Origin of the sequence: Nitratireductor sp. XY-223 (genome assembly GCF_004959855.1) — a bacterium.
GTDB lineage: Bacteria > Pseudomonadota > Alphaproteobacteria > Rhizobiales > Rhizobiaceae > Hoeflea_A.
On record NZ_SPNT01000002.1, the window covers coordinates 954,820 to 977,055 of the forward strand.

23 protein-coding genes are annotated in these 22,236 nt (G+C 64.4%); 18 read left to right on the forward strand and 5 right to left on the reverse strand.

The features are described 5' to 3' along the window. The first annotated feature begins 20 nt into the window (after positions 1-20). Positions 21-479, forward strand: coding sequence for a MarR family winged helix-turn-helix transcriptional regulator (locus E4M07_RS11085; RefSeq protein ID WP_246660415.1), 459 nt, complete (start codon positions 21-23; stop codon positions 477-479). Positions 480-537: 58 nt separating this feature from the next. On the opposite strand, the gene E4M07_RS11090 is transcribed toward E4M07_RS11085, so the two are convergent. Further along, the gene (locus tag E4M07_RS11090) at positions 538-801 is read right to left on the reverse strand and encodes a glycine zipper domain-containing protein (protein WP_136658352.1); all 264 of its coding nucleotides are present in this window, start codon (positions 799-801) and stop codon (positions 538-540) included. A gap of 332 nt (positions 802-1,133) precedes the next feature. Between E4M07_RS11090 and E4M07_RS11095 the strand changes: the two genes are divergently transcribed. Then, a complete protein-coding gene (locus tag E4M07_RS11095; protein ID WP_136658353.1) occupies positions 1,134-1,901 on the forward strand; it encodes a Stf0 family sulfotransferase in 768 nt (255 codons plus the stop codon). 109 nt (positions 1,902-2,010) lie between these two features. On the opposite strand, the gene E4M07_RS11100 is transcribed toward E4M07_RS11095, so the two are convergent. Next, on the reverse strand, positions 2,011-2,868 hold the full coding sequence (locus E4M07_RS11100) for a LysR family transcriptional regulator (RefSeq protein WP_136658354.1): 858 nt from the start codon (positions 2,866-2,868) through the stop codon (positions 2,011-2,013). Between the two features lie 75 nt (positions 2,869-2,943). On the opposite strand from E4M07_RS11100, the gene E4M07_RS11105 reads away from it, so the two are divergent. Beyond that, positions 2,944-3,696: a sulfite exporter TauE/SafE family protein gene (locus E4M07_RS11105; protein WP_136658355.1), complete on the forward strand. Its 753-nt coding sequence runs from the start codon at positions 2,944-2,946 to the stop codon at positions 3,694-3,696. 83 nt (positions 3,697-3,779) lie between these two features. Here the strand turns inward: E4M07_RS11105 and E4M07_RS11110 are convergent, their stop codons facing one another. Then, on the reverse strand, positions 3,780-4,151 hold the full coding sequence (locus E4M07_RS11110) for a VOC family protein (protein ID WP_136658356.1): 372 nt from the start codon (positions 4,149-4,151) through the stop codon (positions 3,780-3,782). 51 nt (positions 4,152-4,202) lie between these two features. Between E4M07_RS11110 and E4M07_RS11115 the strand changes: the two genes are divergently transcribed. Continuing rightward, complete coding sequence (locus E4M07_RS11115; protein ID WP_206057220.1) at positions 4,203-4,721, forward strand: winged helix-turn-helix transcriptional regulator; 519 nt, start codon at positions 4,203-4,205, stop codon at positions 4,719-4,721. Between the two features lie 28 nt (positions 4,722-4,749). Here E4M07_RS11115 and E4M07_RS11120 read toward each other — a convergent pair whose 3' ends face one another. Together E4M07_RS11120 and dxr are read right to left on the reverse strand one after the other, a co-directional pair. Next, entirely contained in the window at positions 4,750-6,135 is a 1,386-nt protein-coding gene (locus E4M07_RS11120; RefSeq protein ID WP_206057221.1) for a DUF3179 domain-containing (seleno)protein, read from the reverse strand. A gap of 141 nt (positions 6,136-6,276) precedes the next feature. Next, positions 6,277-7,482: a 1-deoxy-D-xylulose-5-phosphate reductoisomerase gene (dxr, locus tag E4M07_RS11125; protein WP_136658359.1), complete on the reverse strand. Its 1,206-nt coding sequence runs from the start codon at positions 7,480-7,482 to the stop codon at positions 6,277-6,279. Between the two features lie 164 nt (positions 7,483-7,646). Between dxr and kynU the strand changes: the two genes are divergently transcribed. From kynU to E4M07_RS11195, 14 genes are all read left to right on the forward strand, one after another. Further along, positions 7,647-8,885 carry a kynureninase gene (gene kynU, locus E4M07_RS11130; RefSeq protein ID WP_136658360.1) on the forward strand — a complete coding sequence of 413 codons (1,239 nt, stop codon included), beginning with the start codon at positions 7,647-7,649 and terminating at the stop codon, positions 8,883-8,885. A gap of 110 nt (positions 8,886-8,995) precedes the next feature. Continuing rightward, on the forward strand, positions 8,996-9,808 hold the full coding sequence (gene pcaD, locus E4M07_RS11135; protein ID WP_136658361.1) for a 3-oxoadipate enol-lactonase: 813 nt from the start codon (positions 8,996-8,998) through the stop codon (positions 9,806-9,808). Between the two features lie 37 nt (positions 9,809-9,845). Further along, complete coding sequence (locus tag E4M07_RS11140) at positions 9,846-10,925, forward strand: 3-carboxy-cis,cis-muconate cycloisomerase (protein WP_136658362.1); 1,080 nt, start codon at positions 9,846-9,848, stop codon at positions 10,923-10,925. After that, a complete protein-coding gene (locus tag E4M07_RS11145; RefSeq protein WP_136658363.1) occupies positions 10,922-12,112 on the forward strand; it encodes an MFS transporter in 1,191 nt (396 codons plus the stop codon). Before E4M07_RS11140 ends, E4M07_RS11145 begins: the two co-directional genes overlap by 4 nt. Positions 12,113-12,114: 2 nt before the next feature. Beyond that, complete coding sequence (gene pobA / locus E4M07_RS11150; protein WP_136658364.1) at positions 12,115-13,287, forward strand: 4-hydroxybenzoate 3-monooxygenase; 1,173 nt, start codon at positions 12,115-12,117, stop codon at positions 13,285-13,287. 98 nt (positions 13,288-13,385) lie between these two features. Further along, a complete protein-coding gene (locus tag E4M07_RS11155) occupies positions 13,386-14,555 on the forward strand; it encodes a thiolase family protein (RefSeq protein ID WP_136658365.1) in 1,170 nt (389 codons plus the stop codon). Next, positions 14,552-14,950, forward strand: a complete 399-nt coding sequence (locus E4M07_RS11160; protein WP_136658366.1) for a zinc ribbon domain-containing protein — start codon at positions 14,552-14,554, stop codon at positions 14,948-14,950. Before E4M07_RS11155 ends, E4M07_RS11160 begins: the two co-directional genes overlap by 4 nt. Next, a complete protein-coding gene (locus E4M07_RS11165) occupies positions 14,934-16,589 on the forward strand; it encodes an AMP-binding protein (RefSeq protein WP_136658367.1) in 1,656 nt (551 codons plus the stop codon). The genes E4M07_RS11160 and E4M07_RS11165 overlap by 17 nt, the downstream gene beginning before the upstream one ends. A 49-nt stretch (positions 16,590-16,638) precedes the next feature. Continuing rightward, the gene (locus E4M07_RS11170) at positions 16,639-17,475 is read left to right on the forward strand and encodes a sugar phosphate isomerase/epimerase family protein (protein ID WP_136658368.1); all 837 of its coding nucleotides are present in this window, start codon (positions 16,639-16,641) and stop codon (positions 17,473-17,475) included. Further along, positions 17,472-18,023 carry a DAK2 domain-containing protein gene (locus E4M07_RS11175; protein ID WP_136658369.1) on the forward strand — a complete coding sequence of 184 codons (552 nt, stop codon included), beginning with the start codon at positions 17,472-17,474 and terminating at the stop codon, positions 18,021-18,023. The genes E4M07_RS11170 and E4M07_RS11175 overlap by 4 nt, the downstream gene beginning before the upstream one ends. Continuing rightward, the gene (locus tag E4M07_RS11180) at positions 18,020-19,030 is read left to right on the forward strand and encodes a dihydroxyacetone kinase subunit DhaK (RefSeq protein ID WP_136658370.1); all 1,011 of its coding nucleotides are present in this window, start codon (positions 18,020-18,022) and stop codon (positions 19,028-19,030) included. The genes E4M07_RS11175 and E4M07_RS11180 overlap by 4 nt, the downstream gene beginning before the upstream one ends. A 12-nt stretch (positions 19,031-19,042) precedes the next feature. Next, positions 19,043-19,960 (forward strand): tagatose 1,6-diphosphate aldolase, encoded by a 918-nt coding sequence (locus tag E4M07_RS11185; protein WP_136658371.1) that lies wholly within the window; start codon positions 19,043-19,045, stop codon positions 19,958-19,960. Next, positions 19,957-21,429 (forward strand): aldehyde dehydrogenase family protein, encoded by a 1,473-nt coding sequence (locus E4M07_RS11190; protein WP_136658372.1) that lies wholly within the window; start codon positions 19,957-19,959, stop codon positions 21,427-21,429. Before E4M07_RS11185 ends, E4M07_RS11190 begins: the two co-directional genes overlap by 4 nt. Positions 21,430-21,484: 55 nt before the next feature. Beyond that, on the forward strand, positions 21,485-22,222 hold the full coding sequence (locus E4M07_RS11195; protein WP_136658373.1) for a GntR family transcriptional regulator: 738 nt from the start codon (positions 21,485-21,487) through the stop codon (positions 22,220-22,222). The last annotated feature ends 14 nt before the right edge of the window (positions 22,223-22,236 follow it).

The following is a 22,236-nucleotide window of genomic DNA, read 5'->3' on the forward strand; positions in this document are numbered from 1 at the left end:
ACTATCAAATGGAGTCGTTCGTGGACAAGACCGACAAGACACCTCTGGCGCTCGAGGCCTTCCTTCCCTACACGCTCAGCCGCGCCGCCGAACTGGTCAGCCGCCGTTTCGCGACGATCTACAAGGACCACGCCGGGCTGACGCGCCCCGAATGGCGCACGCTTGCGACGCTCGGCCAGTACGGCACGCTGACGGCGACGCTGATCGGCGCCCATTCATCGATGCACAAGACCAAAGTCAGCCGCGCCGTCCAGTCGCTGGAAGAGCGCAAGTGGCTGAGGCGCAGCACCGACGAAAACGACCGGCGGATCGAGCACCTGGAACTGACGCGCGAGGGCGAACGCAACTACCGCAAGCTGGCGGAGCTAGCCCGCGCGTTCGAGGCGGGATTGAAGGATATGCTGGGGGAAGAGAGTTTTTCGGAACTCAACCGCGGGCTCGCCGCGGTCGAAAGACAGCTCGGGACCGACGTGTTCTAGCGGATCGCCGTTCGCTGAATTGACAAAAGGCGCGCCTTATTGGCGCGCCTTTTCGATATCAGTAGCCGTCGGGGCACCTGGCGGTATAGCGGCGCCCGTAACGGTCGCGATAGTAGCAATCGTCGGAATTCTCGGCGACACGGCCGATCAGCGCGCCGGCAACGCCGCCGATGGCGGCTCCGACCAATGCGCCTTCCGCCGTTCCCGTCGCCACGGCTCCGATCGCCGCACCGGCGCCGGCGCCGATGGTCGCTCCCTGCTGGGTCGGCGTACAGGCGGCGATGCCCAGTCCGACGATTGAAAGCGCGATAATTTTCTTCATCCTAAAGCCTCCGATTGCTTCCCCACCGCAGGAAAGTCGTTTGCACATTACATAATTCGACACCGCTTGCATCACCTTGCGGCTTTTTTCCGGCGAAATGAAACCGGCTGTTGCAAATGGGTCCCGCGATCCCGGCCCAGGGCCGGACGGAAAAGCCATAATCGACCCGCGATGAACGCAAAATGAACGGCACCCGCGATAGCGCGGACAGTTGTCCGAATACATCCAACCGTCGAGATCTCGCCGGTGGCGGCTGCGGGCAGGCGCTACAGACGCTGCATTCGGGGCAAATGGCTGCTACAGCTGTGCCGGACAAAGGGGACTAGCCATTTATGCCGAGCCGCGCCTTTCGGTCCTACATGATCTGCACCGCGCCCCGCAGCGGCAGTACGCTGCTGTGCAAAATGCTTGCCGCGACAAACGTCGCCGGCAGGCCGGGATCGCACTTTCATGACCCGTCGCTGGACGGGTGGCTGGCCGCCTACGATCTGAACGAGGTCGATTTCACATCGCGGCGGGATGCCCTTCGCGCGGTCTTCGATGCAGCTTGTGCGCTTGGCAGAGGCGATACGGATGTCTTCGGTTTGCGGATGCAGCGCGGAAGTTTCAACCATTTCATGCAGCAATTGGAGGTGCTGCTGCCGGGCCGCATGAGAGATGTGGACCGGATAGAGGCCGAATTCGGTCCGACGCTCTTTCTCCACCTTTCCCGCCCCGACCGCCTGGATCAGGCGATCTCGCGCCTGCGGGCCGAACAGACAGGCCTGTGGCACCGCTGGGCCGACGGGACGGAGCTTGAGCGGACGGCGCCGTCGCAGGAGGCGCGCTATGACGCCGATGCGATTGCCCGTCACATGGTTGCGCTTTCCGAACTTGACGAGGCCTGGGAACGGTGGTTCGAGCGGGAGGCTCTGCAGCCTGTCCGCATCCGATACGAAGCATTGTCAGATGACCCTCAAACGGTCCTGGCCGAGGTCCTCTCGTCTCTCGGTCTTGACCCGCTGATTGCCCGAACGGTCGAAACGCCAACAGCCAAGCTTGCCGATGCCGAAAGCCACCAATGGCGCAAGCGCTTCGAGGCGGAAAACGGAACAGGTTGATCACCGCGGAAGTTTCGACCATTTCATGCCGCAACGCGTGCGGTACCGGCCGAAATCGGTCATTCGTCCAGCGCGCTGCAAGGGTTGGGTTCTTCAGGGATTATGCCGTTCAGCGACGGGACTCCAGCGCCGATCTGAGGCAATCGGATAGCGCCTTCTTCCGTTCTTCAGCGTTTCCCGGCGCGGCGTAGATGGATATCGGCAAGGTCGCCAGTTGCGGCAAGCCGAATTGCCGTCCGACATCGAACAAGGGCGTGACGACAGCGATGCCGGGCAAAACGGTGACCGCCAGCCCGGCGGTCACGACGGCCCGCATCCCGATAGGGTCGTGGTGTGTCGTCAGCGACGTGTTGAATTTGCCTGATTGATCGAGCGCGGCAAAGGCATGCCGTCGAAGGTCCCGCGCATCCTCAAGAAACGCCAAGGGCAACACGCCCCCGATGGTTTTCGCGAGATTTTCGGTGGCAACCCAGGACAACTCGGTTTCGATTGTCCAGCGGCGCGCGGCATGCACGCCCTGATCGTACACCATCGCGACGTCAATCTCGTCGTTGTCCAGCAGTTCCATCAGTTGGTGGCTGCGGGCGGTTCGAACGGTGACAGGCGCCGCCCCGTCCTCCTTCGAAAAGGCCGCCAAAGCTCCCGGAACGACCGAGAGCGCGAATGTCACGCTTGTGCCCAGGCGCAATGGCGGCGTGTCGACGGCCCTGCCAGGGCTGAGGGCGATTTCATCGGCAAATGCAAGCAAACGGCGCGCCTGCACGAGAAACGCCGTGCCTTCCTTTGTCAGCGCGACGCGTTTGCCGCGTCCGCGCTCGACCAGTGGCCGGTTAACCTGGATTTCCAGCTGCCTGATATGGGCGCTTATGGCGGATTGAACGGTATTCGATCGTTCTGCCGCGACCGAAAAGTTCAGCGTTTCCGCCACGGTGACAAAGCTCTCGACAAGTTTGAGATCCAGGGACATAAAATCATATTATCAGATTTTAACAATCGTAAGAAATCGTTTTTCTGATTTATAGATTGGCGCTATTGGACGGACATGACGCTCGAAGCCTACCTTGTCACCGCACTCGCGGTTGTCCTCACCGGTATCTCAAAAAGCGGTTTCGCGGGCGGGCTGGGAATCCTCGGCGTGCCGCTCGTGGCGCTGACGATGTCACCGCAGGCAGCGGCTGTGCTTCTGCTACCCATCCTGATCGGCATCGACGTTCTCTCGGTCTGGCGATACCGGCGCGCATGGCAAGTCCGCATGATCGTCGCGCTGTTGCCGGGAGCGGCCCTCGGGATCGGCCTGGGAATGATGGGGTTCTCGAGGATTGATCCTGATGTGTTGCGCATTGCCATCGGCACCATGGCGCTCGGCTTTGTCCTGCGCTTCGCCTTGGCGAGAAGCCCGAACACGAAACCGCGCGCTTCATGGCCTGCGATCCTTGTCGCCAGCGCCGTGTCCGGCTTTGCAGGCTTCGTGGCCCATGCCGGAGGTCCGCCGATCAAGGGTACCTTGCTGAGGGCAGGTCTCGACAAGTCGGCCTTTGTCGGAACGAACGCGTTTTTCTTCTTTCTGCTGAACCTCGCCAAGGCGGCCGGCTACTCTGCGCTGGGCCTCTTTACCGTCGAAAGTGTTGTGGCATCCGCACTGATGTTGCCCTGTTTGTTCGCAGGTGTCGGGCTTGGCTTTGCCCTGCACAGGCGCGTACCTCAAGCGACGTTTACCGCTCTTGCCCATGGCTTGCTGGCGGTCGCGGGGATTAACCTTTTGCTCATCGGCGGAGCATCTTTTTGGAGCGCCTGACGAAGCGAACGCTTGGCGCTTCCGTTGCGCCGTGACGATCCACGGCTTCCGGCCGTTCGAGTTGTGGCGCGAGATTATCTTACTCAGCCGGTGAGGTCCTCAGCCAGCATCAGCGCATTGCCGTCCGGATCGTAGAACGTCGCCGTGCTGACCATGCCCTCGACGGTGTCGGTTTCACCGTCGAACCGGACACCGGCGGCCTCGAGGGCCTTTCGCGCGGAAGCAATGTCCGCAACTCCGAAGACCGGAACCGCATTGCCCGGGACCGGTTCGGTCTGCTCGCCCAGGCCAATGGTCACGCCGTCGGTCATGGTCTTCACCTCGCTCCAGCCTGCTTCGTCGGCGTGGTAGAGAAGCTCGAATCCCAGCTTTTCGGCATACCATTTTGCGCTGAGATGGCGATCCCGCACGGAGATCGCGATCGTGATGGTGTTTTCCAGTGAAACGATTGGCACGGACTATCCTCCTGTCACAAAATATATATACTATACTTTATGGACATTGAGATGCTTGTCAAGCTGACCTCAAGGGCATGGTCCCTGAGTATCCTGGCGCAAATGGATCGCGGCACACCCGGGCGGCAGGCGGTCCTCATCTCGGCAATCGGCGTCGGGCGGACGGCATTCAGGCAGAGCCTCTATCACCTGATCGAATTGAAGTTGATGGAGCGCAACCCCGGGCACGGCCACCCGCTGCGGCCCGAATTCCGCTTGACGGCCGAAGGTACGCGAATCGCCGGGATTGCAAACAGGGTTGAGTCCCTGGCGGAACAACCTTCGGAAAAGGATCTCCTGCGGCGCGCCTGGACACTGCCCGTTCTGAGCGCGGCCCGGGAGCCGCGCTATTTCGGCGAGATCAAGTCCCGGTTGCGCCCGATCACCGACCGGGCGCTTTCCCAGTCGTTGAAGCTCTTGGAAACGCACAATTGGCTTCAGCGTGACGTGGTGACCTCGGACAGACCCGTCAGGGCCAGATACAAGGCGGCCCGCACCGGCGCGGAAATCAGCCGCGCGATCCGCTCGTAAAAGCTTGTGCGAACAAAATGCAATGCCTTCACCCGGGCCAGAGCGCGGTCCCGGGATGGAACTGCGACCAGGCGAACCAGAACGCCTCGTGGCTGCCGAGATCGGAACCGTCGGCATCGACGGCCCTGATTCCGCCGGCATCCAGTTGCAGGCGGACATTCTCGTAGGCGATCTCATCACCCTGTTTCAACGCCACCAACGCCGCGCTCCGCTGGAACGCAACGGGCTTGCCGGACGCCGTGATCACGCCGATGACGTCCTCGTGAACCGGCAGGCGCGGATCGACGTCGCCGACCGGAAAGATCGGGCCGTCGGCATCGCGCGTATTGCGGAAATCCGGGTCGCGGCCGAGCGCCAGTCTTTCGGCCAGCACCGTCGTCTCGGGATGCGCCTTCTTCCAGGTGCCCCAGTCGGTGGTGACGACACCGGCCTGCTTGAGCTGCAGGTTCCTTTCCGCAAGGGGTCCCGTCACCGCGTTGCCCTTGAACGTATCGAACACCGAGTAGGTGTTGATGTCGTACATCACCTTGTTGGAGCGAATGAGCAGTCCGGACGTGCGCAGGATGGGCCGTTCGATCCCGTCGGGCAGTTCATCGGTGAAATAGGCCTGCGCCGCGCCGCACAGGGTGCAATAGGGAATCCCGAGATCCCTGCCGCCCAGGGTGTCGTTGACCATCTCGCGGACTTCCATGATTTGACGCGGATAGGCCCGGTATTCGCCGTTCACCTCAATGCCGAACACGATGTCGTCGTCGTCGAGCCACGTGGCCTCTTGCGCACTGGTCACTTCCGGATTGTCGGCCGCCGGAATGCAATTGCACACCTCGTCCGTCGTGTCGTAGCCGCGATCGTCGATCAGCACGCCGCCCCAGGAGACGTGCCGCCAGTCGATGTCGCCCTCGACGAAGATCCTGTCCCAGCCGGGCAGGAGACCGGTAAAGATGGCCCGCTTGAACCGCAGGTAATCGGGGGGCGCGGGAATATCCCACGCCATGAGGTGATCGGTGATAACCCCCCAGTGATTTTGGTTCTGCGGCTCCTTGCCCAGCAGTTTGTAGGCGGAGACGGCGAGTGCCGCCTGCAATTCCCGGTTCGTGACGAAGCGCATCAGATCGCTGATGATCCAGGCAATGCGGGGATCGTTCGATTCGGCGATCCCGACGAGGGCCAGGGCCTGGTCCCTTCCCCAGGTCGACTGCTTCATGCTGTCGACAAAGGCCGTCTGAACGGCGGACTGCAACGCCTCCGAAAGCGGACCTTCCGGTATGGCCGGGGGTGTGCCGAATTTCTCGATCACGTAATCCGGCAGCGGCGCCTTTTCCTGCGCCTGCGAAAACTCGGACCATAAGAGGGAAAGCACCGCAAACGCGGCAACGAGGAGGATGCGGGATCGATAACCAATTGCCGATGCCATAAAAGAGCCTTTCGCGTGCCTGTTCATTCCCGGACGCACGGGTCGGCCGATTATGCGGTCGCAACCCGCCGCGCCGCCAATCACGATTGCATCAGTAATCGGTGAACATCTGTGGCCCAGTTGTCCGGCTGAATGCGCCGCTCAGGTGGCGATGGACCGGGCCGAGCGGCCGGCAACCAGCTCACGGGCAATGATGCGGGCCGTGCGGTCGGCCTCGTAGACCGCCTCGATCGACACGGCGCCGCCACCGGTGCCCAGCCGCTCCATGACTGTTCCGACGATATCGGCCATTTCCAGGAAGCCGATCTGGCCGTCGATAAAGGCCTCCAGCGCGACTTCCTTGGCGCCGTTGAGCACGGCCCCGGAAAGGCCGCCCGATTCCATCGCCCGGCGGGCCAGCCGCAGGGAGGGGAAGCGCTCGTCGTCCGGCGCCTCGAAATCGAGCCGGGCAAGGCTGGCAAAATCCAGCCGCTCGACCGGCAGTGCCGGCCTTCGCGGATAGGTCAGGCTGTAGCCGATGGCCGTGCGCATGTCGGGCGCGCCGAGCTGGGCGAGCACCGAACCGTCGCTGTAGCCGACCATGGAGTGGATCACCGACTGCGGATGGATGACCACCTCGATCTGGTCGGGACGCATGGCGAACAGATGCATCGCCTCGATCATCTCGAGCGCCTTGTTGAACATCGAGGCGCTGTCGATGGAGATCTTGATGCCCATCGACCAGTTGGGATGCGCGGCGGCCATATCCGGCGTGACGGAGGCCATTTTCGCTGCATCCAGCGCGCGGAACGGCCCGCCCGAAGCGGTAAGGATGATGCGTTCGATGCTGTGGCGCTGATCCTGCTCGAATACCTGGTGGATCGCGTTGTGCTCGCTGTCGACCGGAAGCAGCCTGCCGCCGCCGGTTTCGATTTCCCGGTGGAAGAGTTCGCCGGCCGAAACCAGGCACTCCTTGTTGGCGAGCGCGATGTCGGCACCGCGGCGGGCCGCGGCGAGCGTCGGCGCCAGCCCGGCCATGCCGACGATGCCCGCCATGCACCAGTCGGCGTCGCGCTCGGCGGCCTCAATCAGCGCCGCCGGTCCGGCGGCGGCCTCGACACTACTGCCGGCAAGGGCGGCCTTCAGGGCCGTATAGCGGTTTTCGTCGGCGGTGACGGCGATTTCAGCCCCGAAGGCGATCGCCTGGCGGGCCAGCAGGTCGGTGTTTCCCTTGCCGCTGAGTGCGCAAATCCGGAAAGCGTCGCGCCCGCCCAGGTGTTCGATGACGGCGAGGGTGTTGCAGCCGATCGACCCGGTCGATCCGAATATGCTGACACGGCGCGGGGCAGATGATGATCGTTCCGTCATAGGGCGCTTTTCGATCTTCTTTCCCCGCTGAGAAACCAGATGCATGGTGTCGCGTCAATGTTGACAGGCGGAATTATTTCGTATCGGCAATTTCTTGATTGCCAACCGGGGCCGATTTATTTTAAACTTAAAATATATTGTTCAACTTCAGCGGGAGACCGAATGTGACGGACCGCAACGATGCCTTGAATCTTGACCGGCAGGATCCGCTTGCGCCCCTGCGCGCAGAGTTCACGCTGCGCGACGGCCTCATCTATCTGGACGGCAATTCGCTGGGGCCGATGCAGACCTGTGTCGCGGACCGCGTGCGGCGGTGTCTTGAAACGGAGTGGGCGCAGGACCTCATCGCCTCCTGGAACACGGCGGACTGGTACCGTCTGCCGCAGACCGTCGGGGCGAAGATCGCGCCGCTGATCGGCGCCGGCGCGGACGATGTCGCGGTGACGGACTCCACGTCGGTCAACCTGTTCAAGGTGCTGGCGGCAGCGGTTTCGATGCGGCCGGACCGCCGGGTCATCGTCTCGGAGCGCAGCAATTTCCCGACCGATCTCTATATCGCCGAAGGGCTCGCCGCCTTTGCCGGCAAGGGGCATGAACTGCGGCTGATCGATTCGGCCGATGAGCTCGATGCCGCGATCGACGCGGATGTCGCCGCGGTCATGCTGACGCATGTGAATTACCGCACCGGAGAGGTTCACGACATGGCGGACGTGACCCGCAAGGCGCATGCGGCCGGTGCCGTCATGGTGTGGGACCTTGCCCATTCGGCGGGCGCGTTGTCGGTTGACCTTGCCGCGGCCGATGCCGATTTTGCCATCGGCTGCGGCTACAAATATCTCAACGGCGGCCCCGGCGCGCCGGCATTCGTCTATGTGGCGCCGCGGCTGCAGGCCGATGTGACACAGCCGCTTTCCGGCTGGTTCGGCCACCGGGCGCCGTTCGAGATGAAGCCGACCTTCGAGGCGGCGACGACGATCCACCGGTTCCTCACCGGAACACCCCCTGTCCTGTCGCTGGTGGCGCTCGATGCGGCGCTCGATATCTGGAGCCGGGTCTCGATGGATGCGGTGCGCGAGAAATCGGTCAAGCTGTGCGAAATGTTCATCGAACGGGTCGAAGCGCGCTGCGGAACGTACGGATTGTCCCTTGCCAGTCCGCGTGACGCTTCGCGCCGCGGCAGCCAGGTGTGTTTCGCCCATCCGGATGCCTTCCCCATCATGCAGGCGCTCATCGCGCGCGGCGTGGTCGGCGATTTCAGGGCGCCGGATATCTTGCGGTTCGGCTTCGCGCCGCTCTATGTGCGCTTCGTCGACGTGCACGACGCGGTCGAGCACCTGCGGGAAATCCTGGAGACGGAGGTGTGGCGTCAGGACAAATTCATGGTCAAGAGCGCAGTCACCTGAATGCGGGGAAGTCTGTCAAAAACATAACAAACCCGGTATGGAAATGCCGGGTTTTTTGATTTTACCTATCCATTTCAATCTGCTTTCATGCCTCAACGGAGGAAATACCGGTGCAATTCGCGAATATCAACGGCATCACGCTGCACTACCAGCTGATCGGCGCGCCCGAGGGCAAGCCCGTTCTCGTCTTTTCCAACTCGCTCGGAACCGACTTCAGGATCTGGCGCGACGTGATCGTGCGGCTGGCCGGCGATTTCGCCATCGTCACCTACGACAAGCGCGGCCACGGCCTGTCCGACAGCGGGTCGGCGCCCTACCGGATGGACGATCATGTCGCGGATCTCGCCGGACTGCTCGATCTCCTCAACGTCAAGGATGCCATCATCTGCGGCCTCTCCGTGGGTGGACTGATCGCGCAGGGCCTTTGTGCCAGCCGCCCGGATCTAGTGTGTGCGCTCATCCTTTGCGACACCGGCCACAAGATCGGGACGGACGAACTCTGGAACGGGCGGATCGCGGCCATCGAGCAGGACGGGATCGAGGCGATCTCGGACGCCATCCTCGAACGCTGGTTCACGCACAGATACCGCACCGAAGAGCCGGAAGGGCTGGCCGGATACCGCAACATGCTGTGCCGCACGCCGGTCGCCGGCTACACCGGAACGGCCGCCGCCATCCGCGACACCGATTTCACTGAGCAGGCCAAGCGCATTGCCGTGCCCAGCATATGCATCGTCGGCGACCAGGACGGCGCGACGCCGCCCGAACTCGTCGGGGAGATGGCCAGGCTCATTCCGGACGCGCGCTACCAGGTCATTCCGGATGCCGGCCACCTGCCATGCATCGAGCAGCCGGTGACGCTGACCGACGTTATCCGGGCGTTCGTCGACACGCTGCCGAAGGACAATCCGACGGCGCACTGAACGTTGCGCCGTTCACTGCGAGGAAAGGGGAGCATCGATGAGCATCTCGGTCTTTGAGCATCCCGTGCTTTCCGGGCTTCTGGGCAACGACAAGATCGCGGCGCAGTTTTCCGTTTCCGCTGAAATCACTGCCATGCTGCGCTTTGAAGCGGCGCTTTCTTCCGCGGAGGCCGGTGAGGGTGTCATTCCGCAGGCCGCGGCCGAGGCGATCGGCAAGGCCTGCGAAGGGCTCAGCCCCGACATCGGCCTGCTGAAGCAAGCGGCGACGAAAGACGGGGTGTGCGTCCCGGAACTGATACGGCAGTTGCGCGCCGCGCTGGATCCGGAACATGCCGCCCATGTTCATTTCGGAGCGACCAGCCAGGATGTGATCGACACCGCCCTGGTCCTGCGGCTGCAGCAGGTGATCTCCATCCTGTCGGAACGTCTCGATGCGCTCGACGGCCTCTTGGCCGGTCTTGCCGACCGGTTCGGCGGGAACCGGCTGATGGCGCATACACGCATGCAGCAGGCGTTGCCGGTGCGAGTTGCGGACAAGATCGCCGCCTGGCGCCGGCCGCTTACGGCGCTGCGGGCGGAGATCGATCCCATCGGCGCAAGGGTCCTGCGCCTGCAGCTCGGCGGCCCCGTCGGCACGCTCGAAAGCCTGGGCGAGAAAAAACAGGCGGTGGCGGACCGCATGGCGGCCGAACTCGGCCTTGCTTCCGACGGCTGCTGGCACACGGACCGGCAGGCATTGGTGGAGCTCGCGGGCTGGCTCTCGCAGCTGACCGGCGCTCTCGGAAAGATCGGCAGGGACGTGACCCTGCTGGCGCAGAACGAAGTCGGCGCCGTAGTGCTGGCCGGCGGCGGCGGCTCTTCCGCCATGGCGCACAAGAACAACCCGGTCGCCGCCGAAGCGCTGGTAACGCTCGCCGCCTTCAATGCGACGCTCGTCTCGGGTATGCATTCGGCCCTCGTTCACGAGTACGAGCGCTCCGGCAGCGCCTGGACGCTCGAGTGGATGCTGTTGCCGCAGATGGCTGTTGCGGCGGGCGCTGCGCTCACCAATGCGCGCCGTGTGTGCGACGGTATCGAGGCCTTCGGCGATGCCGGCAGCGGCGGTGACGGCCGATGATGAGCCAGCGCCTGATCGTCGTCTATTGCGGGCTGCTGATGTCCATTTCAGCGTTTTCCGTCGACATCACCCTGCCGGCCTTTCCGGCAATGATGGCGCAATTTTCGACCGGTTTCGCGCAGGTTCAATGGACCGTCACGGCCTATATCTTCGCGGCCGGATGCGGACAGCTCGTCTGGGGGTCGGTCTCGGACCGATACGGCCGCAAGATCACCCTCGCCTTCGGTCTGTCCGGCCTTCTTGTCGGCCAGTTCCTCGCGGTCTTCGCGCCGAATATCGAACTGCTTCTTCTTGCCCGCGTGCTGCAGGGGCTCGGCGCCGCCTCGGCGATCGTCATCTGCCGGGCGATCCTGCGGGACCTGTTTTCGGGCCGCGAGCTGGCGCGCAACATGGCAATGGCTTCCGCCGTCTTCGCAGTCGGCCCGATGCTGGCGCCGCTGCTCGGCGCCGTCATTATCGATCTCGTGGGATGGCGGTACATCTTCGTCGGACTGGCATGCCTCACCGCGGTGCTCATCGTGATGCTGGCCTTCTTCCGGGAGACCCTGGCGGAACCGAACGTGCACGCCCTGCGCCCGGCGCGGATCCGGTCGAACATGGCGGCGCTTTTCTCGCATCCCCAGTCGTGTTTCTTCCTCATCGTGTCGACGCTGGCGATGGCGTTCATGCTGCTCATCCTGACGGGCGCGCCGGCGGTCTACGAAACCGAGTTCGGCATCACCGGCCTGGCCTTTGCCGGCCTTTTCGCCATCCACGGTGTCGGGATCATATGCGGCCAGTTCATCAACCGGCGGCTGATCAACTCCATGGGAGTCATCGGCGCCGTCGTCGTCTCGAGCGCGGTGATGGCGGTCATGTCCGGGCTTTACCTGGCGCTGGCCGTCGGCGATCTGCTGGTCGTCTTCCTGCTGCCGATCCTGTTCGCGATTCCGAACGGCGCCTATCTCGTCTTCTACTCAAACGCCACGAGCCTGGTGCTCGATCCGCACCACGAGCGCGCCGGATTCGCCGCTTCGCTGTTCGGTTTCGTCAGCCAGCTCGGCGGCGCATTGCTGGTCTCCGTCCTCGTCATCTTCGGCAATGACAATGCGGTCGGAATGGCGACGCTGATGTTCGCGCTGGCGGTCGTCATGCTGGCGGCGGTTGCCGTCCGATACGGCAGAAAACAACCGGTCAGGGAGGTCTAACCATGCGCACACAGGTCGTCATCATCGGGTCGGGACCGTCGGGCTTGCTGCTCGGTCAACTCCTCTACAAGGCGGGAATCGACAACATCATTCTCGACCGGGTCAGCCGGGAGCACATACTGGGCCGCATCCGCGCCGGCGTGCTTGAGGAAGGCACCGCCTGGCTGATGGAGAAGGCCGGCGTCGGCGACCGCATGAAGCGCGAGAACCTGCTGCATGACGGTTTCGACATGGTGTTCGACGACGAGGTGCACCGGATCGACCTGTTCAACCTCTCGGGCGGCAAGCGTGTCCATGTCTACGGCCAGACTGAGATGACCCATGACCTGATGGACGCGCGGCAGGCCGAGGGCCTGCAGACCATATACGAGGCGCAAAACGTTCACCCGCACGATTTCGACGGCGGCAAGCCCTATGTGACCTTCGACAAGGACGGGACGAGCCAGCGCATCGATTGCGACTACATCGCCGGGTGCGACGGCTTCCACGGCATCAGCCGCAAGGTGCTGTCGGACGGCCCGATGAAAACGTTCGAGAAGGTCTATCCCTTCGGCTGGCTGGGCCTGCTGTCCGACGTGCCGCCGGTGCACCACGAGCTTATCTACGTCAATCACAGCCGCGGCTTCGCCCTCTGCTCGCAGCGCTCCGAGACCCGCAGCCGGTATTACGTGCAATGCGCCGTCAGCGAGAATGTCGAGGACTGGACCGCCGACATGTTCTGGGACGAATTGCGGCGGCGGCTGCCCGATGAAACGGCGCAGAAGGTGATCACCGGTCCGGCGCTTGAAATGTCCATTGCGCCGCTTCGGTCCGTCGTCTCCGAGCCGATGCGTTTCGGCCGGCTGTTCCTGGCCGGCGACGCCGCCCACATCGTGCCGCCGACCGGCGCCAAGGGGCTCAATCTGGCGGCGAGCGACGTGCACTATCTCTTCGAGGGCCTGCGCGAGCACTATCTGGACAATTCCAACGCCGGGCTGGATGTCTATTCGCAAAAGGCGCTGCACCGTATCTGGAACGCCGAGCGGTTTTCCTGGTGGATGACCAGCGTCATGCACCGCTTCCCGGACATGAGCCCGTTCGACCGGCGTATCCAGCAGGCGGAGTTCTACCAGCTCGTGCACTCGAACGCCGCTTCGACGGCCCTGGCCGAGAATTACGTGGGGTTGCCCTATTGAAGGTGGACGGTTGCACCGGATTTGACAGGTCATCTTAAGTAATTTGTATTGACAAATTGAACCGTCTCGCGTTTGCTCACTCCGACAGGGAGTGAGCTATGGTCTTGGTCGCCGGAACAGGCATGACCGCATTCAACCGCCGCAAGGACGGCAGCGGGTTCCGCGACTGGGCCTCGGAAGCCTTTGAAGAAGCGCTGGTCGCGGCGCAGATCGGCCGCGGCGATATCGATGCGCTGGTGGTCGCCAGCGAGAGCGACTATTTCTCCATGCAGCTCAACCCGGCTTCGGTGCTGGCCGATGATTTCGGGCTGGCCGGGGTTGCCTGCCAGCGCGCCGAGGGCGGCGGTGCGTCCGGCCAGGTCGCGGTTCACGCGGGCGTCGCGCTCATCCGTTCGGGCGTCGCGCGCCGGGTCGCGGTGGTCGGCTTCGAGCCATCCGCCTCCTACCTCAGCGGCACGGCCGTCTCCGAACTCTACGGCTATTCGTTCGATGCCTGGACCGACGGCATGTCCGGTGTGTCGGCAACGGCGCTCTATGCCCTTTCGGCGAAGGCCTTCATGGCGCGATGCGGCGCGACATTCGAGGATTTCGCCGCGATCGCGGTGCTGAACCGGACCTATGCCTGCGACAATCCGCTGGCCCACCTGCCGCTGGAAATCACGCTGGACGACGTCGCCGAATCGCCGATGATCTCGGACCCGTATACCCGCCTCGACTGTTCGCCGTTGAGCGACGGCGCGGCGGCACTCATCCTGAGCCATCCAGATGCTGCGCCCCAGAGCCGCAGGCAATGCGCGCGCATTGCCGGTATCGGCGCCGGCAGCGACCGGGTTCGGCTCGGCGACCGTGCCGACCCCGGATATTTCGCCGGTAAGCAGATTGCCGCAAAACGCGCTTACGAAATGGCCGGCATCGCCCGGCCGGAGACGGAGATCGATCTGGCCGAAGTCTACGATGCCTATTCCGGCGCGCAGCTCCAGGCCATCGAAGCGCTCGGCCTTTCGCAGGATTTCATGGACGAGTTCCGCTCCGGCGGCTTTACCCAGTCCGGCCGACTGCCGGTCAACCTGTCGGGCGGGCTCATGGGGCAGGGCGCGCCGGTCGGTGCGACGGGTATCGCCCAGGCGGTGACCTGCGTACGGCAGATCGAAGGGACGTATCATTCGGGACTGCAATTGCGCGATCCGCCGCGTGTCGCGATCGCCGATACCCATGGCGGCGTCGCCACGGTCTGCGCCGTGACGGTCTTCACGGAGGCGCCTCAATGAAATACCAGCTCGTACTCGACTATCATCTCGGCGAGGGCGCGCTCGGCCCCTATCTGGAGGGGCTGTCCGAGGGCACGGCGCTTGCACGGCAATGCCGGCGCTGCGACCGGGTGACTTTTCCGCCGGAACGGGTTTGCACTTGCCAGACCAAGGACAATCTTCCCGCCACGTACGGATGGAAGACCCTCACCGGGCGTGCGAGCGTCATCCACCGCACCTACGGTCTCGGCGGCGGCTTCGCGCTGGCGCGGTTTGACGGCGCCGACAATCTGGCGGTGTGCCGCATCGACAATCCCGGTCGGGAGGGCACAGCTGCCGTGTTGCGCGCCACCGGCGAATACCGTCCTGCCATAACCATAGAAATTCGGGGAGAAACCATTGAAACCATTGACTGAATGGTCCGCGGACGCGCTTGCCGAAATCGGGCTCGAGCAAGCCGATGGCAAGCTGCGGATCGCCATTGCGCCGGACAGCAACATCTATTCGATGACGGTCGGGCGATATCTCGGCCCCGCTGACCGCGACCGGCGGGCGATCAGCATCGAGGAACCGGACGGCGCGATGAGCCACTACACCTTTGCCGAGGTGGACGCCGCCGCGACAGCGCTCGCTGCGCGGCTGCGCGCGCTTGGCTGCGGGCGCGGCGATTATGTCGGGCTGCATTGCGGCATGCGCCCGGAAACCGCAATCGCCCATATGGCCATCTGCAAGATCGGCGCGGTGGCGGTGACGCTGTCGCAGCTCTACGGGCCGGACACGCTGGCCCATGCGCTGAACGACTGCCGGGCGGAAGTCCTGTTGACGACCGAAGCCGGCTGGGCACCGCTGCGCGGACAGGCGCAGGACCTGTTTCCGCATCTCAAGCATGTCCTCGTCTCCTCCAGCCTCGGGCCGGAAGAGGATCTTTCATCCGTCCTTCGGTCGCCGCCGCCGGCGGACTTCGAGCCGGAACTCACCGGTGCCGACGACCCGGCGCTCCTGATGTACACCTCCGGATCGACCGGCATGCCCAAGGGCATCCTGCACGGCCACCGGGTCCTTGCCGCCTACCGCCCGTCGATCAACCTGTTCTTCAACCTGTCGCTACGCGACGAAGACGCAGTGTTCTGGTCGCCGTCGGACTGGGCCTGGGTCGGCGGCCTCCTCGACATGCTGTTCCCGGCCTGGCTAGCGGGACGGCAGGTGGTCACCTCCGAGGCACGCTTCAAGGCCGACTGGGCCTTCGCCTTCATGGCCCGCCACAAGGTGACGCACACGTTCCTTGCGCCGAGCGCGATCCGCCGGCTGGCGCAGACCGCCGATCCGCACAGGGACCACGATCTTTCGATGCGGGTCATCTGCACCGGCGGTGAGGCGCTGGCGGCGGAGATCCTCGAATGGGCGGAAAACAGCCTCCGCGTCGTCTGCAACGAGTTCTACGGGCTGACCGAGGTCAATCACCTGATCGGCAACTGCGCCCGGATCTATCCGCGCCGGGCCGGATCGATGGGGCTCGCCTATCCCGGGCACAAAGTGCTCCTCGTCGATCAGGACGGTCAGGCGGTCGCGCCGGGCGAGATCGGCGAAATTGTCACAACGGACGACGCACCGACGCGTTATCTCGGCTATCTCAACAATCCGGACAAGGAAGCGGAGCTGCGCCTCGGCCCCTATATGCGCACCCACGATCTCGCGGTGCGCGATGACGACGGCTATTTCTGGTACAAGGGCCGGTCCGACGATCTCATCAAATCGTCCGGTTTCCGCATCGGCCCGGCCGAAATCGAGGAGTGCCTCATCGCCCACCCCGCCGTTGCGGAAGCGGCGGTCATCGGCAAGCCCGACAAGGAGCGCGGCGCGATCGTCAAAGCCTTCATCCGGCTGGCCAGGGACTATGCCGCACAGCCTGGGCTCGAGAAGGAACTGACCGAGCACGTGCGCAACCGGCTCGCGCCCTACAAGGCACCGCGCGAGATCGCCTTCGTCGACAGCTTCGAAATGACTTCCTCCGGGAAGATCAACCGCAAGGCGCTCAGGGCCGCGGAAGCCGGTTGACGGCGATATTTGATTGTACTAATCTGTATTTACAAATTGGGTGGAGCACATGAAATTCGGCATTCATTCCGGGCTCTGGATGACCCGCTGGACCGACGAGATCGAGCCGATCATGTCGACAGTCGCGGAGCTCGGGTTCGACGGCATCGAGATTTCATTGCTCGGAATTACCCTCGACCGGGCGGCCTCACTGAACGCGGCGGCCCGCGACCGCGGGCTTGAAATCACCTGCTCCACGGGGCTCGGGGCGCATGAGGACCCGACATCCCCGGATCCCGAAATGCGCAAGGCGGCGCAGGCGGCGCTGAAAAATGCGGTCAGGATCACCGCGGCACTCGGTGCGAGACAGCTTGCCGGCGTTATCGCCGCGCCCTGGGGCGTATTCGATCCCGGCGACAAGGCGGGCCGGGCGGAACGGTCGGCGGCGCTGCTGGGCGGCATCGACCCTCTGTTGTCCGAGGAGGGCGTGGTGTTCGGCGTCGAGGTCATAAACCGTTTCGAGACCGACCTCATCAACACCGCGCAGGAGGGCATCGCCTATGTCGATGCCGTCGGTTCGCCCCGGATCGGCCTGCTGCTCGACACGTTCCACCTCAATATCGAGGACAAGGACCCGCCGGCTTCCATTCGCGCGGCCGGCAAGCGGCTTGTGCACTTCCATGTCTCCGACAATGACCGGGGAACGCCCGGCAACGGGCACTTCGATTTTTCCGGCGCCGCCGGCGCGCTGCGCGACATCGGCTATGACGGCTGGGTCACCGCCGAAATGTTCGTGGTGCCCGGCCATCCGACCAGTGCGGATCTGAACATCTGGCGTGCCCTGGAGCCGGATCCCACCGAGGCGGCCCGGCAGGCGCTGCAGTTCATGAAGGCGACGTTCCAATGACGGCGCGGCGGTTTTTCGAAAAACTGGAGGCCCTGTACACAGACGAGCAGGAACGCCTCAACGATCTCGACGCGGCGATCGGCGACGGCGATCACGGCAGCACCATGCTGCGCGGCCTGACGGCCGCCGCCAAGGCCGGGGACGGGCTACAGGCGAAGGCGTTCATGCGCGCATCGGGCGGGGCGTCGGGAACGCTGTTCGGCCTGATCCTGCACGAGATCGAGCTTCATCTTTCGGGCAGCGAGCGGTCGCTGGCCGCGCATCTGCGGCGCAGCCTCGAGCGCATCAAGGAGCTCGGGAAGGTCGCTCAAGGAGACAAGAGCATGGTCGACTCGCTGGAGCCGGCCGTGTCGGCGCTCGATGCCGGGCGGGGCATCGGCGCCGCTGTTGCCGCCGCCACTGCGGGCCGCGAAGCGACCCGCGACCTGGCGGCGCGGCGCGGTCGCGCCCGCTATGTCGAAGACGCGGGCAGGGGGCACGTGGATCCGGGCGCGGCCTCGGTCTGCCTGATCCTCGGTGTGCTGGCCGGCGAGGAGGAGCAGCGGTGAAGAAACTCTTCAACAGCCAGGAGCGCATGGTCGACGACATGATAGACGGATTTGTCGCCGTCTACCCGCAGGTCAAGCGCGGCGAAAACGACAGCCGCATCGTCGTGCGCAGGCAGCCCAAGGACAGCGACGCCAAGGTGACACTGCTCATCGGCAACGGTTCCGGCCACGAGCCGATCGCCATGGGTTTCGTCGGCGAGGGGCTGCTCGACGCCAATGTCGTCGGCGATGTCTTCGCGGCACCGTCCGCGGACCTGATCCTCGACGGCATCGCGGAGGTTTGCGGCGCCGCCGGCTCGATCCTGCTCATCTCGCAGCATTCCGGCGACGTGATCAATGGCGGCGCTGCGGCGATGCTGGCCGAAGAGGCCGGACACACGGTCAGGCCGCTGTTCATGTATGACGACATTTCCTCGGCCCCCAAGGGCGAGGAAACAGAGCGGCGCGGCGCGCCCGGAACCATGTTCATCTACAAGATCCTCGGGGCGGCAGCGGAAGAGGGCATGGCGCTGGGGCCGCTCTTCGAACTGGGCGAGGCGGTGCGGGACAATACGCGCACGCTGGCGGCGGCGGTGAGCCCCGGAATATCGCCGCTCACCGGAAAGGCGATGTTCTCGCTGCCCGACGACGAGATCTATCTCGGCATGGGCGTTCATGGCGAGCCGGGGATCGGCAAGGCCAAATACGGCCCGGTCTCGGGCCTCGTCGAAACCATGGTCGAGGCGCTGCTGGACGACAGGCCGGTGCCGGCGGGTGATGCGGTCGCGGTCATCGTCAACGGCATGGGCGGAACAACGCTCATGGAACTGCTGACCGTATACCGCGAGACCGAAACGGCGCTGAAGGCACGCGGACTATCAGCGGTGGCGCCGATGGTCGGCACCTATGTGACGACGCAGGAAATGGGCGGGTTCTCGATCTCGCTGCTGACGCCGACCGCCGAGATGCTGCGGCTCTGGTGCGCGCCTTCAGACACGCCGCATTTTCCGGCGATCAAACGGGACTAAGCGGGGCGCGTCATGGGTCAGCAAAAACCGGCACCGCAATCGCCCATGTATGGCGTCGCTGTCGACCAGGGCAGCGGCCTGCAAGCAGCCATCGCCGAGGCGCGCGGGCCGGACGCGCGCGACACCGACCTGTTCGATTTCAAGAAGGCGGTCGTCGAATGCCTGAGCCCTGAGGCTTCCGTCCTATTGGTCGATGCGGAATATGGCCGCCGGTTGCTGCCGCACTACGATCCGGCCTGCGAAAAGCTGCTCGCCTACGAGGCGGACGTCTACCGCATCGTGACAAGCGAGCGCATCACCGTTCTCCCCGACAACCTGAGCGTTGCCGACTACGCGGAACTTGGCGTGCGACGGCTGAAGTTCTTCCTCTACTACGCGCCGCGCGGCTCGGCTGAAACCAACGAAAAGAAACATGCGCTCGTCCGCGATATCGGCCGGCAATGCGCCGATCACGGCATCGAGTTCCTGTTCGAGCCGATCGTCTACGACGAAGAGGTGACCGATTCCGCGTCGCTGGCGTTCGCCCGCCTGAAACCGGACCTCGTGCGCGAGGCGACCGCCGTCTATGCCGATCCGGATTTCGGAGTCGACGTACTGAAGGTCGAAATCCCGGTCAATCTTGCATTCGTGGACGGATACGGCAGCGGTGAATTCGATCGCGGCTGGGCGCTCGAGCGGTTCCGCGAGGCCGCGGACGCAGCCGGTCCGATCTCGCTCGTTTATCTGAGCGCGGGCGTTTCGTTCGACTGGTTCGAACAGTCCCTGAAGCTGGCGCGCGAGGCGGGTGTCGATGCTGCCGGGTTCATGTGCGGGCGGGCCATCTGGTCGGACGCGGTGACCGAGTTCGGCAAGGGCGGCCATAGGCGGCTGACCGAGTGGCTGATGGGCGAGGGCCGGCGACGGCTCCAGCGGTTGAAGGCGGCGTTATGACGGACCTCATGCCCCTCCTGCCGGAAGTCGAGGCCTTTCTGAAGGGCCCCCTGTCGCTGCGTATCGGCGGCGGTACGGTCGACACGGACGGCACAATCGAGGTCATCGATCCGTCCTTCGGATCACCTTTGTGCAATGTTGCCGGGGCCGGTGCGCGGGAGGTCGACCTTGCCGTTACGGCCGCACGCGCGGCCTATGAGGGACCATGGTCCGCGATGACGCCGGATGAGCGCTCGCAATGCATCTGGCGGCTGGCCGAACTTGTCGACGAACGGGCCGGCATCTTCGGTCAGCTCGACGCCCTCGACAATGGCAAACCCTTCGCCGTCGCGCGCGATGTCGATGCCGCCTATTCGGCGCGGCACCTGCGCTACTTCGCCGGCTGGCCGAGCAAGATAGAGGGCGCGACGATCCCCGTGTCGGTGCCGGACCGGTTCAACTACACGCGGATCGAGCCGGTCGGCGTCTGCGGCCTGATTGCGCCGTGGAACTATCCGTTGCTGATGGCGGTCTGGAAAATCGCACCGGCGCTTGCCGCCGGCAACGCGATCGTCATGAAGCCGGCGGAGCAGACGCCGCTCAGTGCGCTCTACCTTGCCGACCTGGCGCTCGAGGCGGGCTTCCCCGAAGGCGTCCTCAACGTCATTCCCGGTATCGGGACCGAGGCCGGCGCGGCCCTTGCCGCTCATCCGGGCGTCGGCAAGATCGGCTTCACCGGAAGCACGGCGACCGGGCGGCGCATCGTCGAAGCCTCGATGGGTAACCTGAAGAAAGTGTCGCTCGAACTCGGCGGCAAGGCCGCGAATATTCTCTTCGCCGACGCCGATCTGGAAAAGGCGGTGCCCGGTGCCTTCTGGGCGCTGTTCGGCAATAACGGCCAGTCCTGCACGGCCGGTGCGCGGCTCTACGTGCAGCGCCCCGTCTTCGAGCAGGTGCTGGAAGGGCTTGTCGCGCTCGCATCACAGGTATCGGTCGGGCCCGGCATGGCCGAGACCGCCCACGATCTCGGGCCGGTCATCAGCGAGCGGCAGATGCGGACCGTCACCGGCTATATCGACAGCGGCGTCTCGGAGGGCGCCGAATGCGTTGCCGGCGGCGGCCGGCTCGGCGACACCGGCTATTTCGTCGCGCCGACGATCCTCACCGGCGTCACCGACGACATGCGGGTTGCCCGCGAAGAGATCTTCGGCCCGGTGCTGTGCGTTCTGCCCTTCGACGATGAGGCCGAGGTGATCGGGCGCGCCAACGATACCGAATACGGGCTGGCGGCGGGCCTGTGGACCCAGGACGTCACCCGGGCGCGGACGCTCGCCGAGCGGCTGAAAGCCGGCACGATCTGGATCAATTGCTGGGGCGAGACGGACGCCGCCTCGCCTTTCGGCGGAATGAAGCAGAGCGGCTACGGCCGCGAAATGGGCGCCGACGCCATCGCCCTCTATTCACAGACCAAAAGCGTCTGGGTGGTTTGACATGCCGCATTCGGTCATACAAATTGGTATGCAACGAATGAGGGAGGCCTGATCCTTGGAAGCGCGTGCGGAACCGAAATACAAAGTCGCTTATGGCGCGTTGCTGAGCCGCCTGGTGTCGGGGCGCTATCCGATCGGCGGGCGGCTGCCGACCGAGGACGAACTGGCGAAGACGTTCGACATCAGCCGGGTCACCATCCGCCGCTCGCTCGACATGCTGGTCAATGAAGGTTTCCTGGAGCGCCGGCAGGGCAGCGGCTACACGGTCATCTCGCTGTCGCCGCCCTCGTCCATGTGCCTTTCGTCCTTTACCGATGCCATGCTGCGGGCCGGCCGTGAACCGTCGTCCCGGTTGATCCGCATCTCGACGTTGGAGGCTGGCGCCCATGGCGAGGAACTGATCGGCGAACTGCAGGACGAGCGGCTGACCTGCATCGAGCGCCTGCGGCTCGTCGACGACGTACCGCAGATGCTGGTGCGGACCTGGGTTCCGGCACGGCTGCTTTCGAACGCGACGGCGGACGATTTCCCCAATACCGGTCACGAACAGTCGATCCTGCGCATATTGCGGCAGCGTTTCGGCCTTGAATGGAACGCCGCCTGCGAGGACATCAGCCCGGCCGGGGCGCCGGCGGATGTCGCCAAATACCTGCACATCGAACCGGGGCGCCCGCTTCTGGTGCAGGCCTGTACCGCGTTCGACGAGGACGGCGGCGTCGTGTTCTACGAGCAGGTCTATCGCATCGGCAAGGTCAGTTTCAATCTCACCGGGGCCTCGCGGCAGGCACGCTAGTCAGGAGTGATAGG